The sequence below is a fragment of the Ruegeria sp. AB7 genome, from assembly GCF_056542625.1.
On sequence record NZ_JBQGAC010000002.1, the window covers coordinates 151841 to 178459 of the forward strand.

The 26619-nt window shown below is 57.5% G+C and carries 32 protein-coding genes; 10 read left to right on the top strand and 22 right to left on the bottom strand.

Going from position 1 to position 26619, the window contains the following annotated elements:
• Positions 1-17: 17 nt before the first annotated feature.
• Together ACR0EN_RS06705 and ACR0EN_RS06710 are read right to left on the bottom strand one after the other, a co-directional pair.
• Entirely contained in the window at positions 18-1334 is a 1317-nt protein-coding gene (locus ACR0EN_RS06705) for a lytic murein transglycosylase (RefSeq protein WP_170818396.1), read from the bottom strand.
• Positions 1335-1404: 70 nt separating this feature from the next.
• Positions 1405-2112, bottom strand: a complete 708-nt coding sequence (locus ACR0EN_RS06710) for a helix-turn-helix transcriptional regulator (protein ID WP_170818395.1) — start codon at positions 2110-2112, stop codon at positions 1405-1407.
• 82 nt (positions 2113-2194) lie between these two features.
• Here ACR0EN_RS06710 and ACR0EN_RS06715 point away from each other — a divergent pair, with 82 nt between their 5' ends.
• Entirely contained in the window at positions 2195-2893 is a 699-nt protein-coding gene (locus tag ACR0EN_RS06715) for a glutathione S-transferase family protein (protein WP_480562283.1), read from the top strand.
• Positions 2890-3276 (top strand): DUF1801 domain-containing protein, encoded by a 387-nt coding sequence (locus ACR0EN_RS06720; protein WP_170508952.1) that lies wholly within the window; start codon positions 2890-2892, stop codon positions 3274-3276. The genes ACR0EN_RS06715 and ACR0EN_RS06720 overlap by 4 nt, the downstream gene beginning before the upstream one ends.
• On the opposite strand, the gene rnr is transcribed toward ACR0EN_RS06720, so the two are convergent.
• The 3 genes from rnr to dapE are packed head-to-tail and all read right to left on the bottom strand — an operon-like array spanning position 3267 to position 7301.
• Positions 3267-5525, bottom strand: coding sequence for a ribonuclease R (gene rnr, locus ACR0EN_RS06725; RefSeq protein ID WP_480585839.1), 2259 nt, complete (start codon positions 5523-5525; stop codon positions 3267-3269). The genes ACR0EN_RS06720 and rnr overlap by 10 nt on opposite strands.
• A 57-nt stretch (positions 5526-5582) precedes the next feature.
• The gene (locus ACR0EN_RS06730) at positions 5583-6158 is read right to left on the bottom strand and encodes a TIGR04282 family arsenosugar biosynthesis glycosyltransferase (RefSeq protein ID WP_480585842.1); all 576 of its coding nucleotides are present in this window, start codon (positions 6156-6158) and stop codon (positions 5583-5585) included.
• A 3-nt stretch (positions 6159-6161) separates the two neighbouring features.
• Positions 6162-7301, bottom strand: a complete 1140-nt coding sequence (dapE, locus tag ACR0EN_RS06735; protein WP_480585845.1) for a succinyl-diaminopimelate desuccinylase — start codon at positions 7299-7301, stop codon at positions 6162-6164.
• 207 nt (positions 7302-7508) lie between these two features.
• Between dapE and ACR0EN_RS06740 the strand changes: the two genes are divergently transcribed.
• Positions 7509-8567, top strand: a complete 1059-nt coding sequence (locus ACR0EN_RS06740) for a transporter substrate-binding domain-containing protein (protein WP_170818391.1) — start codon at positions 7509-7511, stop codon at positions 8565-8567.
• Here the strand turns inward: ACR0EN_RS06740 and ACR0EN_RS06745 are convergent.
• The 3 genes from ACR0EN_RS06745 to ACR0EN_RS06755 are packed head-to-tail and all read right to left on the bottom strand — an operon-like array spanning position 8564 to position 9781.
• Positions 8564-8908 carry a hypothetical protein gene (locus ACR0EN_RS06745; protein ID WP_170399025.1) on the bottom strand — a complete coding sequence of 115 codons (345 nt, stop codon included), beginning with the start codon at positions 8906-8908 and terminating at the stop codon, positions 8564-8566. The two genes, ACR0EN_RS06740 and ACR0EN_RS06745, sit on opposite strands and share 4 nt — an antisense overlap.
• A gap of 37 nt (positions 8909-8945) precedes the next feature.
• A complete protein-coding gene (locus ACR0EN_RS06750) occupies positions 8946-9539 on the bottom strand; it encodes a TetR/AcrR family transcriptional regulator (protein WP_480585848.1) in 594 nt (197 codons plus the stop codon).
• Positions 9539-9781, bottom strand: a complete 243-nt coding sequence (locus ACR0EN_RS06755) for a hypothetical protein (protein WP_255611946.1) — start codon at positions 9779-9781, stop codon at positions 9539-9541. Before ACR0EN_RS06755 ends, ACR0EN_RS06750 begins: the two co-directional genes overlap by 1 nt.
• Positions 9782-9923: 142 nt before the next feature.
• Here ACR0EN_RS06755 and ACR0EN_RS06760 point away from each other — a divergent pair, with 142 nt between their 5' ends.
• Positions 9924-11105, top strand: a complete 1182-nt coding sequence (locus ACR0EN_RS06760; RefSeq protein WP_480585850.1) for an aromatic ring-hydroxylating oxygenase subunit alpha — start codon at positions 9924-9926, stop codon at positions 11103-11105.
• A 52-nt stretch (positions 11106-11157) separates the two neighbouring features.
• On the opposite strand, the gene dapD is transcribed toward ACR0EN_RS06760, so the two are convergent.
• The 5 genes from dapD to ACR0EN_RS06785 all read right to left on the bottom strand — a co-directional run bounded on the left by dapD (position 11158) and on the right by ACR0EN_RS06785 (position 15300).
• Positions 11158-11985, bottom strand: a complete 828-nt coding sequence (gene dapD / locus ACR0EN_RS06765) for a 2,3,4,5-tetrahydropyridine-2,6-dicarboxylate N-succinyltransferase (protein ID WP_480585853.1) — start codon at positions 11983-11985, stop codon at positions 11158-11160.
• 92 nt (positions 11986-12077) lie between these two features.
• Complete coding sequence (gene bioB, locus ACR0EN_RS06770; RefSeq protein ID WP_170732843.1) at positions 12078-13043, bottom strand: biotin synthase BioB; 966 nt, start codon at positions 13041-13043, stop codon at positions 12078-12080.
• A complete protein-coding gene (locus ACR0EN_RS06775) occupies positions 13036-13623 on the bottom strand; it encodes a biotin transporter BioY (protein ID WP_480585856.1) in 588 nt (195 codons plus the stop codon). The genes bioB and ACR0EN_RS06775 overlap by 8 nt, the downstream gene beginning before the upstream one ends.
• 121 nt (positions 13624-13744) lie before the next feature.
• Positions 13745-14344 carry a GntR family transcriptional regulator gene (locus ACR0EN_RS06780; protein ID WP_170425930.1) on the bottom strand — a complete coding sequence of 200 codons (600 nt, stop codon included), beginning with the start codon at positions 14342-14344 and terminating at the stop codon, positions 13745-13747.
• A 44-nt stretch (positions 14345-14388) separates the two neighbouring features.
• On the bottom strand, positions 14389-15300 hold the full coding sequence (locus ACR0EN_RS06785; RefSeq protein ID WP_170611365.1) for a threonine/serine dehydratase: 912 nt from the start codon (positions 15298-15300) through the stop codon (positions 14389-14391).
• Positions 15301-15378: 78 nt separating this feature from the next.
• Between ACR0EN_RS06785 and ACR0EN_RS06790 the strand changes: the two genes are divergently transcribed.
• Together ACR0EN_RS06790 and ACR0EN_RS06795 are read left to right on the top strand one after the other, a co-directional pair.
• Positions 15379-16221, top strand: a complete 843-nt coding sequence (locus tag ACR0EN_RS06790; RefSeq protein ID WP_170399048.1) for an LOG family protein — start codon at positions 15379-15381, stop codon at positions 16219-16221.
• Between the two features lie 3 nt (positions 16222-16224).
• Complete coding sequence (locus ACR0EN_RS06795; protein ID WP_170818386.1) at positions 16225-17322, top strand: cystathionine gamma-lyase; 1098 nt, start codon at positions 16225-16227, stop codon at positions 17320-17322.
• On the opposite strand, the gene ACR0EN_RS06800 is transcribed toward ACR0EN_RS06795, so the two are convergent.
• A complete protein-coding gene (locus ACR0EN_RS06800; protein ID WP_170399056.1) occupies positions 17323-17706 on the bottom strand; it encodes a hypothetical protein in 384 nt (127 codons plus the stop codon).
• A gap of 157 nt (positions 17707-17863) precedes the next feature.
• Here ACR0EN_RS06800 and ACR0EN_RS06805 point away from each other — a divergent pair, with 157 nt between their 5' ends.
• The 3 genes from ACR0EN_RS06805 to ACR0EN_RS06815 all read left to right on the top strand — a co-directional run bounded on the left by ACR0EN_RS06805 (position 17864) and on the right by ACR0EN_RS06815 (position 20844).
• Positions 17864-18781, top strand: coding sequence for a J domain-containing protein (locus tag ACR0EN_RS06805; protein ID WP_170425936.1), 918 nt, complete (start codon positions 17864-17866; stop codon positions 18779-18781).
• The gene (locus tag ACR0EN_RS06810) at positions 18778-19122 is read left to right on the top strand and encodes a hypothetical protein (RefSeq protein WP_170406831.1); all 345 of its coding nucleotides are present in this window, start codon (positions 18778-18780) and stop codon (positions 19120-19122) included. The genes ACR0EN_RS06805 and ACR0EN_RS06810 overlap by 4 nt, the downstream gene beginning before the upstream one ends.
• A gap of 63 nt (positions 19123-19185) precedes the next feature.
• A complete protein-coding gene (locus tag ACR0EN_RS06815; protein WP_170818385.1) occupies positions 19186-20844 on the top strand; it encodes a U32 family peptidase in 1659 nt (552 codons plus the stop codon).
• A gap of 3 nt (positions 20845-20847) precedes the next feature.
• On the opposite strand, the gene ACR0EN_RS06820 is transcribed toward ACR0EN_RS06815, so the two are convergent.
• The 5 genes from ACR0EN_RS06820 to ACR0EN_RS06840 form a co-directional block, all read right to left on the bottom strand.
• Positions 20848-21471 (bottom strand): cytochrome P460 family protein, encoded by a 624-nt coding sequence (locus ACR0EN_RS06820; protein WP_170425939.1) that lies wholly within the window; start codon positions 21469-21471, stop codon positions 20848-20850.
• 225 nt (positions 21472-21696) lie between these two features.
• A complete protein-coding gene (gene rlmN / locus ACR0EN_RS06825) occupies positions 21697-22884 on the bottom strand; it encodes a dual-specificity RNA methyltransferase RlmN (RefSeq protein WP_170399071.1) in 1188 nt (395 codons plus the stop codon).
• 77 nt (positions 22885-22961) lie between these two features.
• Positions 22962-23282, bottom strand: a complete 321-nt coding sequence (locus ACR0EN_RS06830) for a lysozyme inhibitor LprI family protein (RefSeq protein WP_480438911.1) — start codon at positions 23280-23282, stop codon at positions 22962-22964.
• A 157-nt stretch (positions 23283-23439) separates the two neighbouring features.
• Positions 23440-23610, bottom strand: coding sequence for a hypothetical protein (locus ACR0EN_RS06835; protein WP_170399076.1), 171 nt, complete (start codon positions 23608-23610; stop codon positions 23440-23442).
• A 176-nt stretch (positions 23611-23786) separates the two neighbouring features.
• Positions 23787-24320 carry an invasion associated locus B family protein gene (locus tag ACR0EN_RS06840; protein WP_170399079.1) on the bottom strand — a complete coding sequence of 178 codons (534 nt, stop codon included), beginning with the start codon at positions 24318-24320 and terminating at the stop codon, positions 23787-23789.
• A 179-nt stretch (positions 24321-24499) separates the two neighbouring features.
• On the opposite strand from ACR0EN_RS06840, the gene ACR0EN_RS06845 reads away from it, so the two are divergent.
• A complete protein-coding gene (locus ACR0EN_RS06845) occupies positions 24500-25498 on the top strand; it encodes an asparaginase (protein ID WP_170399080.1) in 999 nt (332 codons plus the stop codon).
• A gap of 3 nt (positions 25499-25501) precedes the next feature.
• Here the strand turns inward: ACR0EN_RS06845 and ACR0EN_RS06850 are convergent, their stop codons facing one another.
• From ACR0EN_RS06850 to ACR0EN_RS06860, 3 genes are read right to left on the bottom strand one after another with little or no spacing between them, the layout of a single operon-like run.
• Positions 25502-25822, bottom strand: coding sequence for a YciI family protein (locus ACR0EN_RS06850; protein WP_170399083.1), 321 nt, complete (start codon positions 25820-25822; stop codon positions 25502-25504).
• A gap of 22 nt (positions 25823-25844) precedes the next feature.
• Positions 25845-26273 (bottom strand): SRPBCC family protein, encoded by a 429-nt coding sequence (locus tag ACR0EN_RS06855; RefSeq protein WP_170399086.1) that lies wholly within the window; start codon positions 26271-26273, stop codon positions 25845-25847.
• A complete protein-coding gene (locus ACR0EN_RS06860) occupies positions 26261-26590 on the bottom strand; it encodes a metalloregulator ArsR/SmtB family transcription factor (protein WP_170399088.1) in 330 nt (109 codons plus the stop codon). Before ACR0EN_RS06860 ends, ACR0EN_RS06855 begins: the two co-directional genes overlap by 13 nt.
• Between the last annotated feature and the right edge of the window lie 29 nt (positions 26591-26619).

A 26619-nucleotide genomic window follows, 5' to 3' on the forward strand; every position in this document is an offset into this window, starting at 1 on the left:
TTGGGTCGCCCTGATTATCAGCGCATCCTTTCCAGCAGGCCGAGCGACGGGTATCCATCCGGGATCAACCCCTGAGCAACCTGAAACGCGCGCACCGCGTTAATCGTATTTGGCCCGGTGCGCCCATCGATCCCTTGTGTATCGAAGCCCGCCTGAGTCAGCCGACGCTGTAGTTCTTTCTTTTCAGTAAAGCTCAATACGCGATCGCCACGCGGCCAATCGGCCTCAAACGGAGAGCCTCCTGCAAGCCGGTCGGACAGATGCCCGATGCCGATCACATAGGCATCGGCGCCGTTGTAGGCCTCGATCACTTTGAAATTATTGAAGATCATCAGGGCGACACCCCGACCACCCGCCGGTAACAAGATTGCTGCTTGCCCGTGATCGGGCACTGCCTTGCCCGAGTAAGCAAGAACCCCACGGGCCGCCCATTCCGACGGCATCAGAGTGAAATCTCGCCGCGCATTGGCGTAGTCAAAGTCGGATGGTAGTTGCACTTCGACCCCCCAAGGTTGGCCTTTGGTCCATCCATGTTTTGCCAAATAAGAAGCGGCTGATGCTAAGGCATCAGTTGGATTATCCGACCAGATCTCGCGACGCCCATCTCCATCGAAATCAACCGCGTAATCAAGAAACGAGGTCGGCATGAACTGTGTATGCCCCATCGCCCCAGCCCAACTGCCAACCATATTCTTAGGGTCGACATCCCCTGCCTGCAGTATCTGCAACGCGGCGATCAGCTGTTCCTCAAAAAAGCTTGCTCGTCGAGCATCAAAGGCCAAAGTCGCCAGCGACCGAATGGTTTGCTTGCTTCCTCGGTAGGTGCCGAACGAAGTCTCAAGACCCCAGATCGCGGTCACGACCTCTTTTTCGACGCCGTACTGGGCTTCGATCCGGGTCAAAGTCTCGCGGTGCTTGTCTAGTCCAACGCGACCGTTGGAAATCCGCGTTTTTGAAACCGCTCCGTCCAGATATTCCCAGATCGGTTTGGAAAACTCCGCCTGATTGCGATCGCGTTTGATGATGTCACTGTCATAGGTCACCCCAGCCAACGCCCGATCCAGCGTATTGACCGAGATGCCCTGCTCTTGCGCCCGCTTGCGAAATGCCCCCAGCCAAGCCTGAAATCGGGCATTCCCGTCTGCCGATACACGTTGCACCTCGACCTTAGGCCGCAGCACGGGCCGTACCGAGACCGTCACATCCGCCGAGGCCAGTTGCACATTGTCGACCATAGGTCGGGCCAGAGGCCGTATCGAATTTTCTGTTGTATCCGCCTGCACGATGGATGCCCATAATGCGGCGGTCATAACGCCACCTACACACTTACGCATTCCGTTTTATCCTGATTACTGCTCGGAGCCGATGATAGCGCACAATCGGGATTTCTCAAAACGCAGAACGTCAGGTTTCCTGATCCTGTTCCTCACGTTCCGCGCGAATACGCGCAATGGCATCACGCAACAGCGATACGCGATTGGGTCGGAAGCTATCCTCGGTCACATCCATGCCCTGCATACGATCCAGCCGAAACACTCGGAAATCCTGTCGCAGGTGGCACCAACTCAGCAATACGCTGGCACGGTCCATATAGACGATGCTCAGCGGATTGACCCGACGACGGGTGTCTGCGCCTTTGACATCGGTATAGGCGAACTCGATCACGCGTTCATCCCACGCGGCTTGGCGTAAAATGGCAACGTCAATTGTTGGCACGGCTGGCCTGTCAAATCGCGTGGCGGTCAGAACAGCATGGCTCAGCCGATGCGACTGGCGCTGCGGCAACCGGCCCTGCAGCTTGCGTAGGGCCGCGCTTGCAGCATCCGACAGCGCCGGGTCTCCGATCAATTGCACCTCACGCAAGCCCAACACCAGCGCTTCGAGCTCGTCATTGGTGAAACCCAACGGCGGTAGGGTCGCATCCTCGATTAGGGTGAACCCGAACCCGGCCTCTCCGTCGATTATCGCCCCGAGGCCACGCAATGCATCGATATCCCGGTGCACTGTGCGCGGCGAAACGCCTAGATCCTGCGCCAATTGAACCGACGTTCTGGGCGAGGGGCCAGATCGTAGGGCCTGCATCAACTGAAAAAGACGGGCGGTGCGGGACATAGTATATTCTACTCTAAGTCTAATGTCAGAATCTGTCATCAGTCCGGCGTATCCATCAGGCGTCCCAACTATGGAGCTGATGATGCTGACCCTTCTCACCTTCCCCTCCGCCTTTGGCCTGTTCAGCGCCAGCCCATTCTGTGTGAAAACGGCCCTGATGCTTCAAAACGCGGGCCTGCGCTGGCAACGGTCCGATCTGCTGGACCCACGCAAGATGCCACACCAGAAGCTGCCGGTTCTTCGCACGCCTGAACGTCTGATTCCGGACAGCGACCTGATCCGCGACTGGCTTGAGGCTCAGGGGGCCGATTTCGATGCTGGCCTGACCGACCTGCAAAAAGCCCAGTCCCGCGCACTGGTCCGCATGGCCGAGGAACACCTTTACTTTCATGTCGTGCAGGACCGTTGGGCCAATGATGAGGTTTGGCCAATCCTGCGCGATACATTCTTTACCGTCATTCCCGCACTGATCCGCAAGCCGGTTTCGAATTCGATCCGGAAATCCGTTCTCAAGGGGCTCGCGTTTCAAGGTGTATCCCGCTTTTCGCCCGTCGAACGACAAGACCGGCTGGAGCGCGACTTTGAGGCGATCTCGGCCTATCTTTGGCAATCGCCCTACCTTATGGGAGAGAAACCAACCTCGGCGGACATGAGCGTCGGTCCAATGCTGGCGGCGATGCGCGCGACACCATCAGACACCCCCCTGACCCGTCGGATTAAACAAGATAAGCTGCTCAACAGCTATATCGACCGAATGGAGCAGGCGATCCCGCTATCATGACAGCCTTTGAGAACAAAAAAGTCGCTGCAGCCTATGAGGCGCTACCGGAAGAGACGCGCAATGGGGCACTAGCGCTGCGCGAGTTGATCTTCGAAACTGCGGCCTCGCTGCCACGCGCTCAGCCTCTGGAAGAAGCGTTGCGGTGGGGCCAGCCCGCCTATCTGGCGCCCAAAGGCTCGACGATTCGTTTGGGCGGACACAAGGCGGCTTGCTTTGCGTTGTTCGTACACTGCCAAAGCCGACTGATGGGGGATTTTACCTCCGCCTTTCCTGGAGAGGATCGGATCGACGGCAATCGCGCGATTCTGTTCGACCGGCCCGATCAGATTGATCCTACGCGCCATGGCTGGCTGATTGCGCGCGCGCTTACTTATCACCTCTGACGGCGTTTGCGTTCGACCTTGCGCTTGATCTTGTCCTTCTTGCGCTTGGTGCTGGCGGCCTTGCGCCGCGTTCCGCGCTTGGCGGGGCCACGGCCGCGCGGCAGCGCCTGATCATCGATGGACAACAACTCCAATTCCAATCCGCCCGTCACCGGCGTCGCCTCGGTCAACCGCACCGTGACACGCTGGCCAATGGCGATGATCAGCCCGGTGTCCGAGCCCATCAGCGTCCCGGCCTCTCGGTCGAAATGGAAAAACTCTCGCCCCAGCGAACGCACTGGAACCAGACCGTCCGCTCCGGTCTCGTCCATCTTCACGAAGGCACCGTACCGGGCAATACCGCTGATCCGGCCAGAAAACTCATTGCCGACCCGCTCGCTGAGATAGGCCGCCAGATAGCGATCAGTCGTATCGCGCTCGGCCATCATCGAGCGGCGCTCGGTATCCGAGATATGGGTTGCCGTTTCTTCCAACCGTGCAATCTCATCCTCGGTCAATCCGTCCTTGCCCCAGCCATGGGCTGAGATCAGCGCGCGATGCACGATCAGATCAGCATAGCGCCGGATGGGAGAAGTGAAATGCGCATAGTTCCGCAGAGCCAGCCCAAAATGGCCGAAATTTTCGGGGTTGTAATAGGCCTGCGCCATCGACCTCAGGGTCGTCAGGTTGATCAGCTCCGCATCCTCGGTACCAGCGGCGGCGTTTAGCAGCGCGTTCAGATGTCGGGTCTGCAATACCTGCCCTTTGGCGAGATTTAATCCCGCCGCCTGCGCCGTCTCTCTCAGGCTTTCCAGCTTTTCGGGCGCGGGCTCTTCGTGGACGCGGAACAGTAGCGGGCGGCGTTTGGCGATCAGGGTCTCGGCAGCGGCGACATTGGCGAGGATCATGAATTCCTCGATCAGCTTGTGCGCATCCAGCCGGTCACGGAACGCGACGCTGGTCACCTCACCCACATCGCTGAGTACGATTTTGCGCTCAGGCAGGTCCAGTTCCAGCGGCTGCCGCACGGAACGTGCCTTTTTCAGCGCAGCATAGGCGGCGTAAAGCGGATTCAGCACCGTATCCAACAGCGGCCCGGTGCGGTCGTTCGGGTTGCCGTCGATGGCCTCCTGCACCTCGGTATAATTCAGCGAGGCGGCAGAGCGCATCAGGCCGCGCACGAACCGGTGGCCGATCTTGTTGCCTTCGGCATCAATCTGCATCCGAACCGCGATACAAGCGCGCGGGACGCCTTCGTGCAGGGAGCATAGATCGCCGGACAGGCGATCCGGCAGCATCGGCACTACGCGGTCCGGGAAGTAACTGGAGTTGCCCCGCTTGCGTGCCTCGCGATCCAGAGCCGTACTGGGTTTCACATAGACGGCGACGTCAGCGATGGCGACCCAGATCACATGGCCACCCGGGTTCTTGGGATCGTCATCGGCATGGGCATAGCAGGCGTCGTCGTGGTCCCGTGCATCCGCAGGATCGATGGTCAGCAACGGCATGTCCCGCAGGTCTTCACGCCCTTTCAGTCCAACGGGTTTGGCCTTGTCGGCTTCTTCGATCACCTTGTCCGGGAAGTCGTCGGGAATACCGTGTTGGTGGATGGCGATCAATGAGACAGCCTTGGGCGCGGTCGGATCGCCGAGCCGTTCAACAATACGCGCACGCGGCAGACCCATGCGGTTCTTGGGTCCGGCCTGTTCGGCCTCAACCAACTCACCATCCTTGGCCCCTAGAACGGCCCCGTCCGCGACCAGCCACTCTGTCTGACCAGCCTTGTCGATGGGCACGATCCGCCCGCCTTCGGCCCCTTTGCGGAAAATGCCGACGATCTTGCGCGGGTTGGTGCCGATGCGGCGGATCAAGCGGGCTTCGTAATTGTGATCTTCCTCATGCACCACGGTCAGGCGGGCCAGAATGCGGTCACCCTCACCCAGCGCCGGATCGCTGGCGCGCGTTACGAGCAGAACGATGGGCTCGACTCCCTCACCGTGCCATTCCAACGGGCGCGCAAACAGGTCGCCATCTACGTTCGGTGCCTTCACCTGCAACACGCTGACCGGCGGCAGACGATCCGGATCGCGATAGCTGCGGTTGCGTTTTTCCAGATGGCCGTCGGCCTCAAGTTCTTTCAGGATACGCTTCAGATCGATCCGATCCGCGCCTTTGATGCCAAAAGCCTTGGCGATATCACGTTTCGAGGTCAGGGTAGGGTTCGCCGAGATCCAGTCGAGGACCTCTTGCTTGGTCGGAATGCGTGTCATGAGTTTGGCCTAGCACGGGCATGCGACCGCGTCATGGTCAAAAAGCGGTGCCTCATGTCAGCCGTGCAGATCGGCCACGGTATCCACATCGCGCAGATTATCCAGCAACGCTACTCGGCACCCGCGAACCGAATTCAGTGTGTCTTTCAACGCGTGTTCCGTTGACCAGCGCACATCGCGGAATAACCCCGAAGGCAACGCGCCATAACGCTGAGCACCAACCAACCAATAGCCGCCATCCGGGGATGGCCCGAACACCATCTCAGCCCGGCCCAACGCGCGAAAGGCCCGCGCAATGTGACCCCGTGTGATGCCCGGAATATCCGCACCGATCAGGCACACCGGACCATCGGGAGCACCGCGCAACATCCGCCCCATGCGGTCGCCCAGATCTCCGCGCCCCTGAGGCTTCCGGGGTAAATCAACAGGCCAGACCCGACTGTCCATTCCCTCCCTATTTGGAGAGACCGCCAGTACAATCTGCCAGCGCGGATCACGCAGACGCCGGATCAGAGATCGCGTTTGATGCCGAAACCACCAAGCAGCCCCAACCATGCCGATATCGCGCCCCAAACGGGTCTTGACCCGCCCTGGACGTGGCTCTTTCACCATGATGACCAGCGTTTTCTGCATGGATCAGGCGAAGTAATCCGTCAGAATACGGGTGTAGATCGCCTTGAGTTGATGAATTTGCGCCACTTCGACACATTCATCGACCTGATGCATGGTGTGCCCGACCAGACCAAACTCGACCACCGGGCAATGATCTTTGATGAAGCGGGCATCCGAGGTCCCGCCGGTGGTCGAAAGCTCGGGGCGAATATTTGTTTCTGCTTCGACAGCGCAAGCTACCAGATCAGACAATGCCCCCGGAGGGGTCAGAAAGCTTTCACCCGAAATCTTGATCCGGGTCTCGACATCGACGCCAAACGCCTCGGCAACGGTGTCTGCCTCGGATTGCAACCAATCGCTCAAACTGGCCCCGGAATGCAGGTCATTGAACCGGATGTTCACTGTCCCAGAACATTGCGCCGGGATCACATTTGTCGCCGGATTACCGGTGTCGATCGTGACAACCGCCAAGGTCGAGGCGTCAAAGTGGTCGGTCCCCTGATCCAGTTCTTGGCTGGCCAGCCGATCCATCAGCCGCGCCATCGCGGGCACCGGGTTCTTTGCCCGATGCGGATAGGCCGAATGCCCCTGCACTCCGGTCACAGTGAACCACGCAGTCATCGAACCGCGCCGGCCGATCTTCATCATTTCGCCCATCGTGTTCGGGCAAGTGGGTTCTCCCACCAGACAAACCGACATCCGCTCATCCGTTGCGGCCATGTGATCCAGTAAAGCAACAGTGCCATCCAGTGCGTCGCCTTCTTCATCACCTGTGATCGTCAGGATCACCGCCCCATCCGGGGGCGTGTCACGCACAAAATCGATAGCCGCTGCCGCAAATGCTGCCACGCCCGATTTCATATCCGTCGCGCCCCTGCCGTACATCACCCCGTCCCGGACCTCAGCGCCGAAAGGGGGCATGGTCCAGGCCGCCTCATCCCCTACCGGAACTACATCCGTATGCCCGTTAAAGCCAAAGCTGCATGCATGACCCTTCTGCCCCCATCGGGCGAAGAGGTTGCAGATTCCACCACGATCTACGCGAGTGCAATAAAATCCGGCCTCCTCCAGCACTTGCTGCAGCAAGACCAAAGCCCCGCCTTCATCGGGTGTGACCGATGGGCAACGGATCAGATTTGCTGTCAGCTCAACTGGATCGGTCATATTGGGCCTCTTGTCCTTAGGGGTGCCTGTGTTCGCGCACAGATTCAACGAATTGCCCGGATTGCCAACCCCGAATAGTCGAATTCCGAGACCGAATGCCCAAGCGGCTTGATTTTGCACCCCAACAAAACATGAGCGTTGACCCAGCGGCTGCCTTGCCGCGCTGCCCTTAAGTGCGTTAGAGGGCCGCGAAACAGGTGATTCCACATGAAGCGTGTCTTCTTCGCATTGATCTGCCTGACTTTCGCGACTCTTGCGCAGCAAAGCCAGGCCCAGTCTCTTACGGTTACAACGGTAACCCGTCCTCCGTTCTCATTTGTCGAGGACGGTGCCCAGACCGGTTTCTCGATGGATCTTATGGCGGCACTGTCTGAATCGCTCGGCTGGGAATACTCGATCAACCGCGTCGAGACATTTGGAGAAATGTTGGGCGCGGTTCAGGATGGCTCTGCCGATCTGGCGATCGCTAATATATCGATCACCGCCTTGCGCGAAACCCGAATGGATTTCACACAACCGATATTTGAGGCCGGATTACAGATCATGGTCCCGTCAGAGGCCGCTCGCCAGCCATCGCTGTTGCACGCTTTGCTGTCTCGGGAATTGTTCATCGCCATCGGGCTGGCCTTTGCGATCCTGCTTGGTGGCGGCATGCTGATGTGGAGTTTTGAAAAACGCGCGCAGCCCTACTTTGATCGCAAATTGAATGAGGCGTGGTTCCCGTCGTTCTGGTGGGCCCTCAACCTGGTGGTGAACGGTGGCTTTGAAGAGCGGATGCCGCGCACCCCGTTTGGCCGCCTGTTGGGTGTAGTACTGGTGGTGTCATCCCTATTCATCGTCTCCGTTTTCACGGCCCGGATCACCTCGGTGATGACGGTGGACGCAATCACCGGCAGCGTCAATTCGGTCAACGACCTTTACGGCAAACAGGTCGGGACGATTTCCGATTCAACCGCCGCCAGTTTCCTGAACCGGCGCGAGATCGACTATACCGGCTATGGCGATCTGCAGGACATGCTGAACGCGTTTGAGAATAAGGATTTGGATGCGGTCGTTTTCGACGCTCCGATCCTGTCCTATTATGCAAGCCACGAAGGGCGCAGAATGGCGACAATGACCGGGGGCATCTTCCTGCGTGAAAACTATGGGATCGCATTTCCAACCGGATCGCCATTGGTCGAAGACGTCAATCAGGCGCTGCTGTCCCTGCGCGAAGACGGCACCTATGACGAAATCTATCGCAAGTGGTTCGGGGTAAGAAACTAAGCAGTTTCCTCGTCGCCGAAGAATGGCGTCATCTGTGCCACGATAACCGCGTTTTCATCCAGCGCCCGTTGCATCAATGCCCGCTCATCCGGATCGATATCATGTCCTTGCGCCTCACGCTCGGCCAGGGTGCCATAGCCGGTGACATCCAGCGGTGCAGTATCGGCCTGCTTCAGGATCGCTACTGTCTCGCGCACGGCTTCGGCCTCGTCCACGCCGCTGGCAAAACACATCAACGCCGCCCCGGTCGCGCCTTCGGGCAGGCCGTCGCCATCTTTGCGACCGATCTGAACCAACAACGTATAGACTTGCTGGCGCGAAGGTTTTTTCTGCTTTTCCATAGTGCCCGCAATACGCTGGCCCGATGGCACGGTCAACTCAGTCGCAGGTGCTGTCGTATAGGTGGTCCAACAGCATCTGCGCTGCCACGCGCTGCGTGTCGCGCCATTCCGCCCGGGGTCGCAATGGCATCACAGCATCCGTATTGAAATAAATTGCGGACATACCCGCTGCCACGGCTTGGACCCCTTGCATATTGGCAGCAGGCAGTTCGTTCATGATTTCAGCAGCGATCCTTGCCTCGAAGTCATAGACAAACCCAAGCAAGGGTTCTCGCAAATCCACGTGTCTTTCTGAGGCTGCGACCAAAGCGGCAAACACCGCAGCACTTTCCGAAGAATAGGTGCCGCGTCCGAACAAAGCGTCCAGCATCGCTGCAACCCGATCAGTGCACGGCAGAGTGTCGAAGAGCGCCTCAACCTGCTCCGCGAAGACTTTCAGGACGTGATCCAGCAGCTTGCGAACCATCTCATCCCGGTTGCCCAGATAATGGCGCAGCAATGGCCGCCCGACGCCTGCCTCTTCTGATATGCGCGCCAGGGTCGAGCCATCCAGCCCGTACCGCGCGACACAACGCATAAATGCGTTCAGGATTTGCTCGGATCTGGCGTCTTTCATACTGGGACGGGGCATCAGAATCCGTTCGCAACTGGTGGAAAAACATCCGCCAGAACGTAGAGAACGCCCAAACCGATCCACAAACCCGTCAGCGACCAGAACAGTGCCGGATCTGTCGCGCGGTTTATCGGTTCGATCAAGAAGGCCTGCCCCGAGCGCACCGCCAAGAGCCCCCAAAATATGAACAACAGACCCCAAAGGCCGTAATACCCGGCGAAGGTCGAGACAAGAAGCGCCGCCAGAATTAGCAGTGTCATCCACCTTTGATTCCTCAGGGTTTGAATAAAAGTCATCCTGCCTCCAAGCGGGTTCAGAAAAATCTTAAGGTGAAATCTGGACATTCGAAGGTTTATTGTCAATATTGATGATTATCATTTTTGACAATAAACGGACTCGACAATGCCGCCTGACGCACTTCCGGATCAACCCAAGCAACAACTGCCGCGTGAGGCATATGTCTCTGACAGTTGGTATGAGGCCGAACAGAAAACCCTGTTCAGCAAGTGCTGGAGTTTTGCCGGCGTGACTATGGATTTCGCCGAACCCGGCGATTTTAGGACAATTCAGGCCGGGGCCTACGCTCTGATCGTCATAAGGGACGCAAATGGCGACTTGCGCGCCTTCCACAACCAATGCCGCCATCGCGGAACCGAGTTGTTGGAAGGTTGCGGCAACGCAGGCAAGACCATTGTCTGCCCTTATCACAACTGGGTCTACAATCTGGATGGCGCATTGCGCGGAGTACCAGCCCAGCGCGAGTGCTTTCCGGATCTGGACAAGAAGGCAACCGCGTTGTTCGGTGCCTCAGTCGGTGTCTTCCGCAACCTTGTTTTTGTTCACCCAGAACCGGATCAAAGCTTTGACGCGTGGCTTGGCGATCTGGCTCAAATACCTTGGCCTCATGATCTGGCATCAAGCGAGCTACAAGAGAACCCCGACGACGTGGTCTATGAGATCAACTGCAATTGGAAGGTCTTCTTTGAAAATGCAATCGACGGCTATCATCTGGCCTATCTGCACAAAGACACGTTGGGCGGGCCAACCCATGACAAGAATCTTTGGGAGGTTTTTGGCCACAACATGGTCTGGTGGTCGACCGAGCGCGAAGGCGTCAAACATCGTATCCCTCAGTTTGTTGAAAACTCGGCCAAAGGGTCCGGCCTGAAAACGGTACGGAATGCCGAAACGCCGGGCTATGGTGGGGTCTACATGCTGTTTCCGACCACGATCCTGACGCCAAACCCCTGGGGGTTTTCGATATCGACCATGGAACCGGTCGACGCCAACACAACTCTGCTGCGGGTCAGAAACTGGTCGCCTAAAGGCTGGTTCACCTATACGCATCGCGCGGCGGACATACCCGGATACGACCCGGAATCCGGTCGGATCAAATCCTCTCACTGGACCCTGCACCCACTGGAGACGGGGGATTTTCAGACCGAGGATGTCTGGGTGTGCGAAAAGATGCAGCGCGCCCTTCAATCGCCCCGATATCAAGTCGGCCCTCTGGCCAAAGGGGCCGGAGGTGAGGCGGCGATTGATTTCTTTCAGCAAACAGTGCTGGAGTTCATGCCAAAATAAGAAAGGCCGCAGAGCATGCACTCTGCGGCCTATTCAAACTGAAACGAGGGGATCAGTCGCGCAGTAGCTCATTGATCCCAGTTTTCGAACGGGTCTTTTCATCGACGCGTTTCACGATGACCGCGCAATACAGGCTTACATTGTTCTTGGACGGCATCGAGCCCGCAACAACCACCGAATAGGGCGGAACCTCGCCATACATGACTTCACCGGTTTCGCGGTCCACGATCTTGGTGGATTTACCGATGAATACGCCCATGCCCAGAACCGAACCCTCGCGGACGATGCAGCCTTCGACCACTTCCGAACGCGCACCGATAAAGCAGTTGTCCTCGATAATGGTCGGACCGGCCTGCATCGGCTCCAGTACGCCTCCAATGCCGACGCCGCCCGACAAGTGCACGTTCTTGCCGATCTGCGCGCAGGAACCAACGGTGGCCCAGGTATCAACCATCGTGCCTTCATCGACATAAGCGCCAAGGTTCACGAACGAGGGCATCAGCACCACACCAGGTGCGACATAGGCCGACTTGCGGACCACACAGTTTGGCACGGCGCGGAACCCTGCCGCGCGCCACTGGTTCTCTCCCCAGCCGGCGAACTTGCTGTCGACCTTATCCCACCAGCCGCCGTCTTGCGGGCCTCCGGTCTGGATTTCCATGTCCTTGATGCGGAACCCCAGCAGAACTGCTTTTTTCGCCCACTGGTTCACGTGCCAATCACCATTGTCGAGCTTTTCAGCCACCCGCAGCGAACCGCTGTCCAGCGCGCTCAGCGTGTCTTCGATTGCTTCTCGTTGCTCGCCGGTGGTCGCAGGGGTGATTGTGTCACGTACTTCCCAGGCGGCTTCGATGGCGGCTTCCAGTTGCGCATTGGACATGGGGCGTCTCCCTAGAGAATCTGTTCACGTTGATGTGGCCTATACGCAAGCGAGACCCATGGCGCAATGCGACGCGGATACCTCGGTTTGCGTCAATCATCGGTAAGTGCGCTGAGTGCGGCAAACATATCCCGGTCATTTTGGGTTCCGGCATTGGGTGCAGTCAGCAACACATCGCCGTAGAAAACCGAATTTGCGCCAGCCAGAAAGCACAAAGCCTGCTCGGCAGTTGAAAAGTCCGACCGTCCTGCCGACAAGCGCACCCGTGTTTGCGGCATGGCGATCCGCGCGGTCGCAACCATGCGCACCAGATCAAAAATGCCTACTTTTTCTAGATGCGCCAGCGGCGTGCCTTTGATCGGGATCAGCGCGTTTATTGGTACGCTTTCGGGATGCGGGTCAAAATTCGCAAGGACCTGCAACAGCGAGGCACGATCCCGCAGGCTTTCACCCATACCGATAATGCCGCCGCAGCACAGATCAATACCTTCGTCCCGGCAATAGCTGAGGGTCTCAAGACGATCCTGATAGGTACGAGTTCCAATAATCTCGCCATAGAATTCCGGCGAAGTATCCAGGTTATGATTGTACGCCGTAAGTCCCGCCTCCGCCAATCGTTTGGCCTGATGTGGCTTGAGCATGCCCAGGGTCACGCAAGCCTCCATGCCCAGATCGCGCACGCCCCGCACCATGACCAGCACATTGTCGAATTCTTCGCCGTCGCGCACCTGACGCCATGCAGCACCCATGCAAAACCGTTCAGCCCCCGCATCGCGCGCCCGTTTGGCAAGCGAGATGACATGCGCAGGGTTCATGAGCTTTTCCTTGGTCAGCTCGACCTCGCGATGATGGGCGGATTGCGGGCAATAGGCGCAATCCTCGGGACAGCTTCCGGTTTTTATCGACAGCAGGCTGGCTTTTTGGATGTCGTTTGGATCGTGATACGTCCGGTGAATTACATTTGCGCGACCTACCAGATCCAACAGTGGGAGGCGCATCAGCGCCTCCACTTCATCCACGGTCCAATCGCTGCGGATATCTTGCCCGGTATCAAGCATCTGGCTGCGGCCCACGGATTTTCTGCATCAGACCCGTCGGCAGGCCAATCACGAGAACGGATGCCAATGCAATCTTCACGAGATCACCCAGAATGAAAGGGCTGAAACCGTAAACCAGAACCTTGTCTGCAGGCACGAACTGAGCCAACCAACCCAGACCCAGCGCATAGATCGCTGCAAGTCCAGCCAGCATCGCCGGAACCAGAAACAGCTTGCGCAGATTGTCCGCTGCCCATCCAACCATAACCGAAGCGGCGACGAAGCCCAGCAGATAACCTCCGGTTCCGCCCATCATATAGGCCAGCCCAATGCCTTTTTCGGGCGTTCCGGCAAACACCGGCAAACCCACTGCCCCGGCAACCATGTAACCGATCACGGTTGCAGAACCGAGACGCAGCCCAAATGCCGCGGCGATAGCCATGACGGCGGCGACTTGAAGGGTCATGGGCACAGGCCAAAATGGCACCTGGACTTTTGCACTGGCGGTCAAAAGAAGAATACCCAACGCGACACGAAGGATCTGACCCGCAGGGGTTATTACTCCGGCGGCCGGGAGGGTGGATTGCAGAGTGGCTTTCATCGTCATTCTCTTTTTATAGATAATATTACATAGATTCGGAATTGATCATCATTTTTATCTATTAAAAATCAAGTCAAATCTTCTGAGAAGGCACAGATCGTCGTTTCAAAGGCAGAAAGTATCAGCTTGCACGACGGATATGGCGCACAAGTATCGAGGTTGCGGCGGAAACGTCTTTACTCTTCAGCGCCTGAATGATCGCAGCGTGATCCGTATCGACGCGCTGCACCCATTTGGGCCGCCAATGTGCAAATAGGTGCCTGGCACTGGCAATGTGCAGATCATCGACAGCATGCAAAAGACGGGGCAACCCGCAAGGTGTCAGGATGGCACGATGAAAGACCCTGTTCCGCGCCTCCCATTGAGGCATGTTTTCAGCCTGATCACATGCCTTTCGCGCATCATCAGCCACTTTCAGAGCAGCTGGCGTCATATTTTGCACGGAATGCTGCATCGCCAGCGTTTCCAGCGCGACACGCATTTCGATCACTTCACGCACTTCGGCAGGGTCCAACGCGGTGACGCGCATGCCCTTTCGCGGTTCGCTTTTGGCCAATCCATGCGCCTCAAGCCGCAGCAGTGCTTCGCGCACCGGCACATGGCTGGTCTCAAAGTCGCGCGCGATATGGTCCTGACGCAGCTTTTCACCGGCAGGAAGATCGCCGGTGATGATTTTCTGGCTCAGGGCATTATAGATTGTGTCGGCAATGGTTGCGGTCATGAATTATAGATAAAATCCATGAACAACATCTACAAGCCGTATTCTCAACCTGTTAGCGGATCTGGCGCGATGTTCCCGCCGCAAATCAGCACTGCGACACGCTCACCCGGCTCCGGCTGGTAAGCGCCCGAAATCAGTGCGGCAAGCGCAGCAGCCCCTGCTGGTTCAACCAGTATTCGATGCGTCTGCCACAGAGTATTCTGGGCTTGCGCTATCGCATCATCAGAAACCAGAACCGAACTCATACCTTGGGCCAGACCAAAGCAAATCTCACCAATTCTCCGTGCGCCCAGTGCGTTCGCTGCAATGCCCGAAACGGAAACATCAACCGGTTCGCCCGCAGCCAACGCAGCATTCAGCGCGCAAGAGGTTTCCGGTTCGACCGCCACGACTTTGCGCGCACCCTGAAACCATGCCAAAGCTCCGGCAATCAGCCCACCGCCGCCCACGGCCACCAATACTGTGTCCGCCTGCAAGCCCTGCGCGTCCCATTCAGCAAAACATGTCCCCTGCCCTGCCACCGTCGCTGGCGCATCATAGGCGTGGATTTGCATGGCGCCGGTGCTTTCCTCATGCGCCTGCGCCATGGTCAGTGCATTGGCGTATTCACCCGAAACAACACTCAGATCAGCCCCGATCCGCTTGATCAGCGCAATCTTGGAGGGACCTGCAAGTTCGGGCACAAAAATCTTCGCTGGGTAGCCCAGTGATTGCGCGGCATAAGCCGCTGCCGCACCGTGGTTGCCACCGGAAGCCGCCACGACGCCTGCCGCAGGCACATCCATGCTGAGCAGGGTATTGAACGCCCCGCGCGCTTTGAAGCTGCCCGTGTGCTGCATATGTTCAAGCTTCATTTCAATCGGATAGCCCGGAATGTGGCTTTCCATCACCGGTGTGACCTGCGCGTGTCCGGCAATGCGGTCCCGCGCTGCCAATATTTCACTTTTCCAATCCATTCTTGTCTTTCCGTGACTGGCACTCTGCCCGCGAACCCTATAGCTGTTTTGGAAACACGCAAGCAGGGAACCCCGCATATGAGAGAAGATCGCCTCAGCCCCTTTCGCGACGCACAGACCGACCGCTCGACCGCAAGCGAGGTACCGGATACCCCGCAGACGCGGTCTTCGGCCTATCGCCTTGCCTTCGCTGATGATGACTTCCTGTGCCGGGATGAGCTGCGCCCCGTGCGGCTGCAACTGGAGCTGCTGAAGCCCGAGATGATCATGACCGAGCGTGAGATCACCTCGACCATCGTCATGTTCGGTGGCGCGCGCATTCCGGAACCCGCTCAGAAACACACGGCACGGACCGAGACCTTGGCCGGGCTGTCGAAATACTACGATGAAGCGCGTGAGTTTGCGCGGCTGATGACCGAGAAGTCAAATCAGACAGGCTGCCGCGAAAATGTGATCGTCACCGGTGGCGGCCCCGGCGTGATGGAGGCGGGTAACCGTGGTGCACAGGATGCGGGCGGGTGTTCAATCGGCCTGAACATCGTGCTTCCGCACGAGCAGGCTCCGAACCTATACGTGACGCCTGATCTCAGCTTCAATTTCCACTACTTCGCCATCCGTAAGATGCACTTCCTTATGCGCGCTCGCGCCATCACCATCTTCCCCGGCGGCTTCGGCACCATGGATGAGCTCTTCGAATCCCTGACTTTGATCCAGACCGGCCGCATGGACCGCGTCCCATTCCTGCTGTTCGGGCGTGAGTTCTGGGAAAAGGTTATCAACTGGGAAGCGCTAGCCGATGCGGGCACGATCTCGGACGAGGATCTTGACCTGTTCCGCTTTGTCGACACTGCGCAAGAGGCAGTCGAGATCATCGAGAACTGGGAACCCGCGCCCCCACGCGATGAAATACCGGGGCGCTGAGCCATGAGCCCGAAGACCGGAGAAATGTTGCACCTGCGCGGGAATGCTCTGAACAAAGGCGAGCCTGTGGCCCTGCCGTTGACCCAAAGCAGCATGTACCATCTGCCCGGCGCGCCGGATGGGCATGCCAGCTATGGCCGGGTCGATAACCCGACCTGGGTGCATCTGGAACACGTTCTGTCGCATCTCGAAGATGCACCCTGCCTCAGCTTTCCTTCGGGTATGGGTGCGATTTCGGCGGCCTTGTTTGCGACGGTCCAAGCCGGGTCGCGGCTGCTGATCCCGTCCGACGGGTATTATGTGACACGTCTTTTGGCTGATCGGTTTCTATCAAATCTGGGCGTCTCGATTGTTGAGCGTCCAACCACAGCCTTCGCCGAGGGCGGCTTAGATGGATTCGATGTGGTGTTTCTGGAAAGCCCCTCGAACCCTGGTCTGGACATGCTAGACCTGCCCGCAATTGCCGGGGCTGTGCGCGAAGCCGGTGGCATCACCATCGCAGACAACACAACCATGACACCCTTGGGCCAACGCCCGCTGGACCTTGGCGTCGATGTGGTGGTGAGTTCGAATACGAAGGCGATGGGCGGGCATTCGGACCTGCTGATGGGCCACGTCGCCAGCCGCAATACGCAAATCATGGAGCGAGTTGAGGAATGGCGCCGCGTTTCTGGTGCGATTCCGGGGCCACACGAGGCGTGGTTGCTGCATCGTGGTTTGGAGACGTTGGATGTGCGGTTTGATCGGATGTGTAGCTCAGCACAAATACTGGCTGAACGGCTGGCGGCGCACCCGGCCGTGAAACAGATCCGCTATCCCGGACTGACCGATGATCCGGCGCACACATTGGCGACGGCTCAAACCACGCGCTTCGGGTTTCTGCTAAGCATCACGCTTGAGACCGAGACCAAAGCCGAACAGTTCATCAACAGCTGCCCACTACTGCGTCCGGCTACATCCTTCGGCGGCGTCCACAGTTCGGCCGAGCGGCGCGCCCGTTGGGGGGATGCTGTCGATCCTGCTTTCATCCGCCTGTCCGTGGGGTGCGAACCGGTGGACGAGTTGTGGCAGGCCATCGAGGCCAGTTTAGACGCGATATGACTATTTCTTAGGGTCGCGCAGTTCGGGAAACACGTAGATCGGCAGCACAATACTGCCGATCAGAGCGCCCAACCATACCAGCAAGGTTGCGGCCAACAGATTTGAGATACCGCCAATGGTCAGACCGGATGTGATCAGATCGGTGACCAGAAGACCAACAAAGGTTACGATCAAGGCAATTCCGCCCTTCAGCGCCGGCGCCTTCTTTTCCCCCAGCTTCAGGATCAGCGGTTCGGCTATCACCTGGACCAGGGTGAACACGACTACCACCACGATGAAGGAAATCGGTCGGATCGCAAACTCTGACAGCAGCAAACTGGCCAATAGCAGCCCGATGGCGTTCCCAGCCAGCAATGCCAGCACCGATTTGAGCCTGCGCGTCATGGGGTGATCTCCGTCAATGATCAATCTGAAACATCTTAATATTAGCAGAGCTTGACAGATTTACGAGACAATTTAGCCGCCTCTTCTTTTTGACCTGTTGAAATCAATTGATAAAATACCTTCATCAAGGCCAAACCCCACATCGACGAGAGGCAAGATGAGCGACGATCCCTATTCCGTACTTGGCGTCGCCAAAGACGCTAGCGATGCCGAGATCAAGAAAGCCTATCGGAAGATCGCCAAAGAATGCCACCCGGACCTCAAGCCGGGCGATGCCGAGGCAGAGGCCAAGTTCAAAGCCGCTGCTGCTGCTTATGACCTGCTGAAAGACCCCGAGACGCGCAAACGCTACGACAATGGCGAAATTGATGCGTCGGGTCAGGAACGTCCGCAGCAGCAGTATTATCGCGAATATGCCGAGGCTGCTGGCAACCCTTATCGCGGTCACGCGGCTGAACAAGACGATATGTCCGACATCTTTGCCGAATTCATGCGCGGGCGGGGTGGATATGGCCAGCGGAGCCAAGAGTTCCATGCACCGGGCCACAACCTGAACTACTCGCTGCAGATCAGCTTTCTTGACGCCGTTTTTGGAGCCAGCCAGAAATTGACCCTGCCAGATGGGAACCGGATTGAAGTGAAGATACCTGCGGGTATCACGACCGGGCAAACCATCCGCCTGCGTGGCAAAGGGGCCCCGGGGTACGGCGATGGGCCTCCCGGCGATGCGCTTGTGACGATCTCGGTTGCGGATCACCCGGTGTTCGACCGTCAGGGCGATGACATCCACATCACGCTGCCCATCACCATTGATGAGGCCGTTCTGGGTGGCAAGGTTCCCGCCCCCACCATCGACGGTGGCGTCAATGTCAGTGTCCCAGCGGGCACCAGCAGCGGCAAAACCCTGCGCCTGCGTGGCAAAGGGGTCAAGAAACGCGGCTCGTCCGAACGGGGCGATCAGTTCATAGAACTGACGGTCGCAATGCCAGACAAGGTAGACGATGAATTGAAGCACTTCATGGAGACATGGCGCGAAACCCACGGCTATGATCCGCGCAAAGGAATGCCGTCATGAGCCGCACATTGACCGAAGCCGAACTGATCGACGCCATCGCCCGCCTGACTTCGGATCGCCTGACCGAATATCTGGCCGCTGAGATCGTGATCCCCGAGCAATCGGAGCAAGGTCTGCGATATCAGCGTATCGACGTTGCACGTCTGGAACTGGCATGCGAACTGCATGACCAGTACGACATGGAGGCCGATGCACTGTCGATGATGATCTCTCTGATCGACCAGATGCATGGGCTGCGCGCCGAACTGCGCGAGGTTTTGAACGCAGTCGAGGCGCAACCGGAACCGGTTCGCCAACAACTGATCGAAGTGATCGGAACAGCGCGATTCCGTCGCAGTTAACGGGGTTTTGGGAGCCGGGATTTTGGCGTAGAAGGCGCCCTTGATCCTTAGCCCGGTATCCCCATGACCCAGTCCAGATCCGAATTGCTGATGCCTGCGGGCAATCTGCGTAAGTTGAAACTCGCCATCCTCTATGGCGCGGATGCGGTCTATTTGGGCACACCGGATATGTCGCTGCGGACAAAGTCCGAGTTCTCGCTGGAAGAGGTGATAGAGGGAGTCGAGTTTTGCCACAACCATGGCCGGCGCGCGTACCTGACGCTGAACCTGTTCTCGCACAATAAGGACATTCCGAAGCTGGACGAATACATCGACACTGTCCGCACGGTGAAACCTGACGGGCTGATCATCGCCGACCCCGGAGTGTTCCAATACGTCCGCGAACGCGCGCCGGAACTGCCGCTGCATATCTCGACGCAAGCCAATATCTGTTCGTGGTTGTCGGTGAAGTTCTGGCAGGATCAGGGGGCCGAGCTTGTGGTTCTGGCCCGCGAAGTCTCATACCCCGAATTGGTCGAGATTCGCGAGAAATGCCCCGATATCAAGCTTGAGGCGTTTGTGCACGGGGCCATGTGCATGACCTTTTCGGGCCGCTGCCTACTGTCGAACTTCATGGCCGAACGCGGGGCCAATCAGGGCAACTGCGCCAATTCCTGCCGCTGGAACTACGGTCTGAAACTGCGTCTGAAAGACGGAACGCATCAGGAGCTGCGCATTACCGATGAAAACGCCGACCTATTCGAATTCCTGCTGGAAGAAGGCTGTCGCCCCGGTGATTTGATGCCCATCGAAGAGGATGATCGGGGATCCTACATCCTCAATTCCCGCGACCTGTGCATCATGCCCAAGCTGGATGAATACTTGAAGATCGGTGTCGACAGTCTGAAAGTCGAAGGGCGCGGCAAATCGGAGTATTATGCCGCCATCGTCGCGCGCGCCTATCGTATGGCCATCGACGACTATCACGCCGACCCCGAGAACTGGGACCCGAAGCCCTATATGCGTGAACTCGAAACAGTCGGGAACCGCGGCTACACGCTGGCTTTCCACGAAGGCCGCCTGACCAATTATGCACATGATTACGAACACACAGCCTCGATTGCGCAGTGGGAATATGCCGGGATCGTCACCGAGGTGACCGAGGATGCCTTTCTGGTCGAGGTGAAAAACAAGCTGGAACCGGGGGATGTATTGGATTTCGTCTCTCCGATTTCGCGCGAGACGGTTCTGCTGCGGGTCTATGACTTTGAACGCGCTCATGATGGGGCGCGGCTGAACGTTGTGCATGGCAGTACCAAAACCATCATCCGCCTTCCCTTCACCCTGTTCGATCACGAGGATATCGACGATCTGCGCACCCGTTTCCCGGTCTACTCCGTCCTGCGCAAAGAACGTGCCCTGACCGACGAACACTGGAGTCGCATTCGGTTTGACAAGCTGGTTCAGGGGCTGGAAACCTCAGGTCGCGACAACCCTAAGGCCTATACCCGCCGTCGTGACGAGCTGGTCGAGAAAATCGGCGAAGACGGCAATGAGCGCCGCTTCAAAACCAATCGTATCGGAACCGAGGGATGTTGCGGCAAAGGCTGCAACGGCTGTTTGATCTTCTGGCAGGATGAGAAATACGCGCTCGCCCGCGAGGTCCTATCCAAACGCAAACAGGGTGAGCAACTCAGTCGTCAGGAAGCGACCGAGCTGAAGCTGCCTGACCCGGCGGCCTGAAGATCACTCTGCGACACGATACTCTTCGGGTACGTAAAACGTATAGTCCCGGTCCGCGACGGCCTCGTGGCAGACATGGCAGTAATCGACCTCTGACGCGCGAAAGCCCATCGTATCACCGAACAGCGAACCGTCCGGCATCACCATGATATAACGCCAGTCGGCTGTTTCCGGGTTGGTGCCTTCTGGCAGTTTCTCCATCACGAACAGGGCACCGGGATGGATATTGCCCTCATCTGTGACAGTCATACTGTCTTTGGCCAGGACCGAGCCTGCAGGCAGCTCTTCGCCTTCTTGCAATGTGCCGTAGTTGTGGGCCATGCGGTTCGCATAGCTGTTGACATAGCGCTGCCCATGCGTGGCCGAGATGTAGGGCGCATCGTTGAACAAAGGCCAGTTCTGATAGTTTCGGATCAAGTCCATCTGTGCCGCCGCATAACCCCGCGACATGCGTCGTATCAATGACTGATAGTGTTTCTGCGCTTGCTCCTTGGTCAGATCGGCTGGGTTTTCAATCGCCAAATGCGCATCTTGATCTTTGGTCTGAGCAGATGCCGCGTGGAGAACAAATCCCGAGATCGCAAGAACAGCCGCGATACCCAAGACTTGCCGGTGACTTACAATCATATTGTGGCCTCCCTGACTGATCAGTTCGCCTAAATGCCGCTTTGCTTCAGAAAAATGGTAGCGGCCTTAATTGGTGTTACCAGCACCGCCCCGGCAATCTCACCACCTTGTGTCTGTCGGTGAGTTCCCCATCCAGAGCGGGTCTGCGCCGAAGATACCAAATTTTGAACAAGGAAACAGCACTCAATTCATTAAGTTTTTCGCGTGAAGCCACGGCCCATGCCCTTAACGGTTTAGCCCGGCTTCAGCCTCGATCTGCTTTCGCGATTTCCGGGCCCGTTCGGTGGCCGATTTTAACTGGCCACAGGCCGCCATGATATCCTCACCCCGTGTTTTGCGGATGGGTGAGGCATAGCCCGCCTGATAGATGATGTTCGCAAAGGCGCGGATACGATTGTTCGAGCTGCGCTTGTAGGGCGCGCCCGGCCATTCGTTGAACGGGATCAGGTTGATCTTGGCCGGGATGTTATGGCGCTTGATATGTGCGATCAGGCGATGTGCGTCTTCGTCGCTGTCGTTCACGCCATCCAGCATCACGTATTCGAACGTGATCCGTTCAGAATTCGAGGCGTTGGGATAGCTGGCCAACGCCTGCAGCAGTTCCTCGATATTCCAGCGCTTGTTGATCGGAACAAGTACGTCGCGAGTTTCATCAGTGGTAGCGTGGAACGAGATCGCCAACAGGCATCCAATTTCTTCAGCCGTGCGCGCGATCTCGGGTACCACACCCGAGGTCGACAGCGTGATGCGGCGACGGGACAGAGAAATCCCCTCGGGGTCCATCGCGATCTTCATTGCGTCACGGACGTTTTCAAAGTTGTAAAGCGGCTCGCCCATACCCATCAGCACGATATTTGACAGCAGGCGTGTTTCATCTTTGGGCGCACCCGGTGTTGGCCATTCCTCAAGATCGTCACGCGCCATCATGACCTGCCCGACAATTTCGGCCGCTGTCAGGTTGCGCACCAATTTCTGCGTGCCCGTGTGGCAGAAGGAGCAGGTCAGAGTACAGCCCACCTGAGATGAAATGCATAGAGTTCCGCGATCATCTTCAGGGATATAGACAACCTCAACCTCATGCCCGCCCGCGATGCGGCACAGATACTTGCGGGTGCCGTCCTCTGAAACCTGACGGGTCACGACTTCGGGGATTTCGATTACGAACTGCTCGGCCAGTTGCGCGCGATAGGCCTTGGCCAGATTGGTCATCTCACCAAAATCACGCACACCCCATTGGTAGATCCATTGCCAAATCTGCCCCGTGCGCATCTTCGCCTGCTTTTCGGGCGTGCCGTGTTCAATTAGCGCCTCACGCAATTGATCGCGGGTCAAACCGACAAGGTTCATCTTCCCCTCGGGCAGTTTGCGGGGGATGGTCATGACGTCTTGAGTGATCGGCGCTTTGGGCGACATTGGCGTATCTCGGTGGATTCTGGATTGGGATGCGCCTCTATATAGGAACACACGTAAAGATCAAAAGAATTCGTGCTTCAATTTGCGTAACGCAACAATTCGTCAACCCGCGCCCGGCCAAGGTCAACCCGACAGGCTGTGATGGCGATCCCCGTACCCGATCCTCCGCCGAACGAAGCACCTACCGCTTCGCACTGCGCATCGCGATAGGCCACCCACGCGTTTTGCGAGGCCTCCAGCGCAGGCACAGCGACGACCCGTCCAGTGACCTCGTCCAGTTCTTGTGCGGAGCCAAGCGCCAGCGAATAGCTGGAGTCTATCGCAGCGTTTACCCGCAACTCCATATCCGAAACACAAGATCCAATTTCCACCTGCGAACCGGCGTCAATACACTCCATAGTTGGATCCGCAATTGCGGATATCGGAAACATCAAAAAAACAAATGCCCATCGCATCCATCAATCCTCCAGACAGAGATATCTGTCTATCACAGATCAAGATGCGCGCCCAATCAAGATGGGCCACTAAAGCAGAAACTTAAGCGGCCCACTGTTGTTAGTTTACTGCGGGCGGGATGTAGCAATCTTCTGCATCCAGGGTCTTTACGGGATCTTCCGGACCACATTGCTCACCCGTTATCGGATAGGTTTCCGATCCTTTCTCACAACCTGCAAGGATCACCGCAGACGCCATCAAGAGCACTGCCAGGTTTTTGCTTAAGTTCATTGCCGACTCCTCAACAAATTCTGAACTAATTAGTTCAGAAAACGGGGACGCAGGCTTTGACACGGATCAAGAAACACCGCTCTACGTAGCGTAAATTTCTGAAAACACACAGGATCGGACCAAACAAATAAAACCCCGCCGGAAAGCGGGGTTTCGGAATTTGATCTGCTTGTGGCTTAGTTCGTGCAGCGCGTTTCCGCGTCTTCAATCGCGGCCGTAAAGCCCAGCAACGAGAAAGTGTCCTTGGTCTGCGTACCACGTTCCGAACGGGCGGTCAGCACCGCCTCACTTCCACGCTTCATCGCTGTGACGATCTTGGCATCATCCGAGGCGGTCGCAGGCCATGCCCACTCACCATCGGTGAACAGCTCGAACTCGCTGCCATCGACAACCAAATTGACAGTAGAACCAGACGCAAACGGATAGCCGCCGGTAAAGGTCACCTGCCCTTTAACCTCGGCATTCGGGCGATAGAACACAAACAGCAGGATATCGCTGCGCCGAACGGAAACGACCCGGCCACCGCGTGTGTTCACGGTCTCTTTCGGGGCAGATACGCTCCAGCATTCGGTTGGATCGTCCTCGACAAACACGCTCCAGTCCGTTTTTGCAGCGACGCGATTGGTACTGGTCGCCTGCTGCGCAATTGCCGTTGTCGCCATTCCTGCCATGCACAGGCCCGCGATCACGCGGACGAGCTTTAATCCCATCGGTTCAGCCTCCTAGCCCGACCTATTACCTCATACCCATCGGAAATACGTGCGAACTCTGCCGGTTCGTCTGATCAGTTGCGTATTCCGATGATTGTCGACATACACACACTAACGCAGGTTTCGCCACAGGCGAAAGGGCGATTGGCAGATTTTTGCGCATGATTGATGGGGTGGACATGACACAAGCCGTACCGATGACAGAACTCTGGCGCGGGTCACTGTTGGAAAGCCTGCATATGGGCCATGCAGTGATCTGTGACGATAGTGGTCAGATCGTGCGCAGCTGGGGTGATCCAAACGCGGTGATCTATCCCCGTTCCTCGGCCAAAATGATCCAGGCCCTGCCGCTGATCACCTCGGGAGCAGCTGCAAAATACGGTTTGAACAGCGAACATCTGGCCTTGGCCTGCGCTTCACATAACGGGGCGCATATCCATACTGACCGCGTGTCGGCATGGCTCGATCACCTCGGCCTGTCCGAGCCCGATCTGCGCTGCGGCCCGCAGGAACCTGCCGACATGGCGGCCCGTGACGGGCTGATACTGGCAGATGACACGCCTTGCCAGATTCACAACAATTGCTCAGGCAAGCATTGCGGTTTCCTGACTTTGACGCAGCATATGGGGGCCGGGCCGGAATACTTGGAAATAGATCATCCTGTTCAGCAGGCCTGCCTGTCTGCCATCGAAGAAACCACAAGCGAAACCAGTCCCACCTACGGAATCGACGGGTGCTCGGCGCCGAATTTTGCGACGTCTCTGGCGGGACTTGCGCGATCAATGGCCTGGTTTGCCTCTGCGGCAGACCGTTCGGACCGCTCCAGCGAAGCAGCGGTACAGCTCACAGAAGCAATGGTGAAACATCCCGAACTTGTCGCAGGTGAAACTCGCGCTTGTACCGAGTTGATGCGAGCGATGAACGGGCGCGTTGCAATCAAGACAGGGGCCGAGGCCGTCTTTGTTGCCATCATCCCGGAAAAGCGCATGGGCGTTGCGCTAAAAATCACTGACGGCACTACCCGCGCCAGCGAATGCGCCATCGCCGCGATTCTAGTGCATTTAGATGTGCTAGAGGCCGATCACCCGGCCACTCGCAAATTCATGAACGCCACGCAATACAGCCGTCGTGGGCTGGAATGCGGCGCTATCAAACCTGCACCGGGCTTCCCCGGCTGAGGATTACATCTCGATCTCGTGGACCTCGGCCACCTCGACCGAACCCGAGCCGTTCACAACCATCGGGCAACCCTTGGCCATCTCGGTTGCGGCGTCAATGCTATCAGCCTTGACCACCGTGAAACCCGAGGCCGGGTTTGCACCACCATTGTCTTCGATCCCACCACTGCTGACCGTGTAGGACTGGCCTACAGGATTTCCCGGAATCTCTAATGAGCCGCCGATTTCCTGAAACCAAGCGCCCCAAGCGGCCATGGTCGCCTCGATCTCGGCGGGATCGGTTGGGGTGTGACCCCCGTGATAAACAAACAAATATTGGGGCATATCGCTCCTCCCTGATGAAAACCTATTTGCAAAGTGCTTCGAGTTTGCGCAGCGACGATGTCCAGCCTTCGTTGTGGTTCGTGGCCGACTCGGCATCGACAAGTTCACGGTGATCAACCACCAGCCGTGATCCGCTGTTGGTCGCGGTAACCGAAAAGGTCACATGGCTTTCCGCACCGCGCTGGTCCTGATCGTCATGCCAAGCCCACGTAAATCCAACAGATTTTGGTCGATCGATATGGGTAACGTGACCCGAGACTTTGAACTGCTGACCCTCGCCATTCTGCATAACCGAATACCAGGGACCAATGCGCGAAAAGTCGAGATCATGTTCCGGTACATGCAACCCTTCGGGCCCCCACCACTGCAGAAGTTTCGCACCATCGCTGACCCATGCGAACAGGACCTCGGGACTAACGGGAAAATCTCGTTCCAGTTTCAGGTCGGCCATGAATTTTCCCTTTCAATAAGCTCTTCCAAACGGTCGAGGCTGCTTTCCCAGAAATGTCGTTTCGAAATCGTCCATTCGGCTATCGCGCGCAGCCCCTCGGGTTGCACCGAATACATCCGTTGCGTGCCGTGTACCCGCTGCTGCACCAACCCGGCCTCGCGCAAAACCTTCAAATGGCGCGAGATCGCGGCCCCTGACATGCCCTTGCCTTCAATCAAATTACCGACGGGCAGTTCGCCTTCGTCCATCAGTTGCTCGACAATCGAGAACCGAGTGGCATCAGACAAAGCGGAGAATGTGACCAGAAGCGTATTCATGGCCTTATTTAACACAATAGTTAAATTAA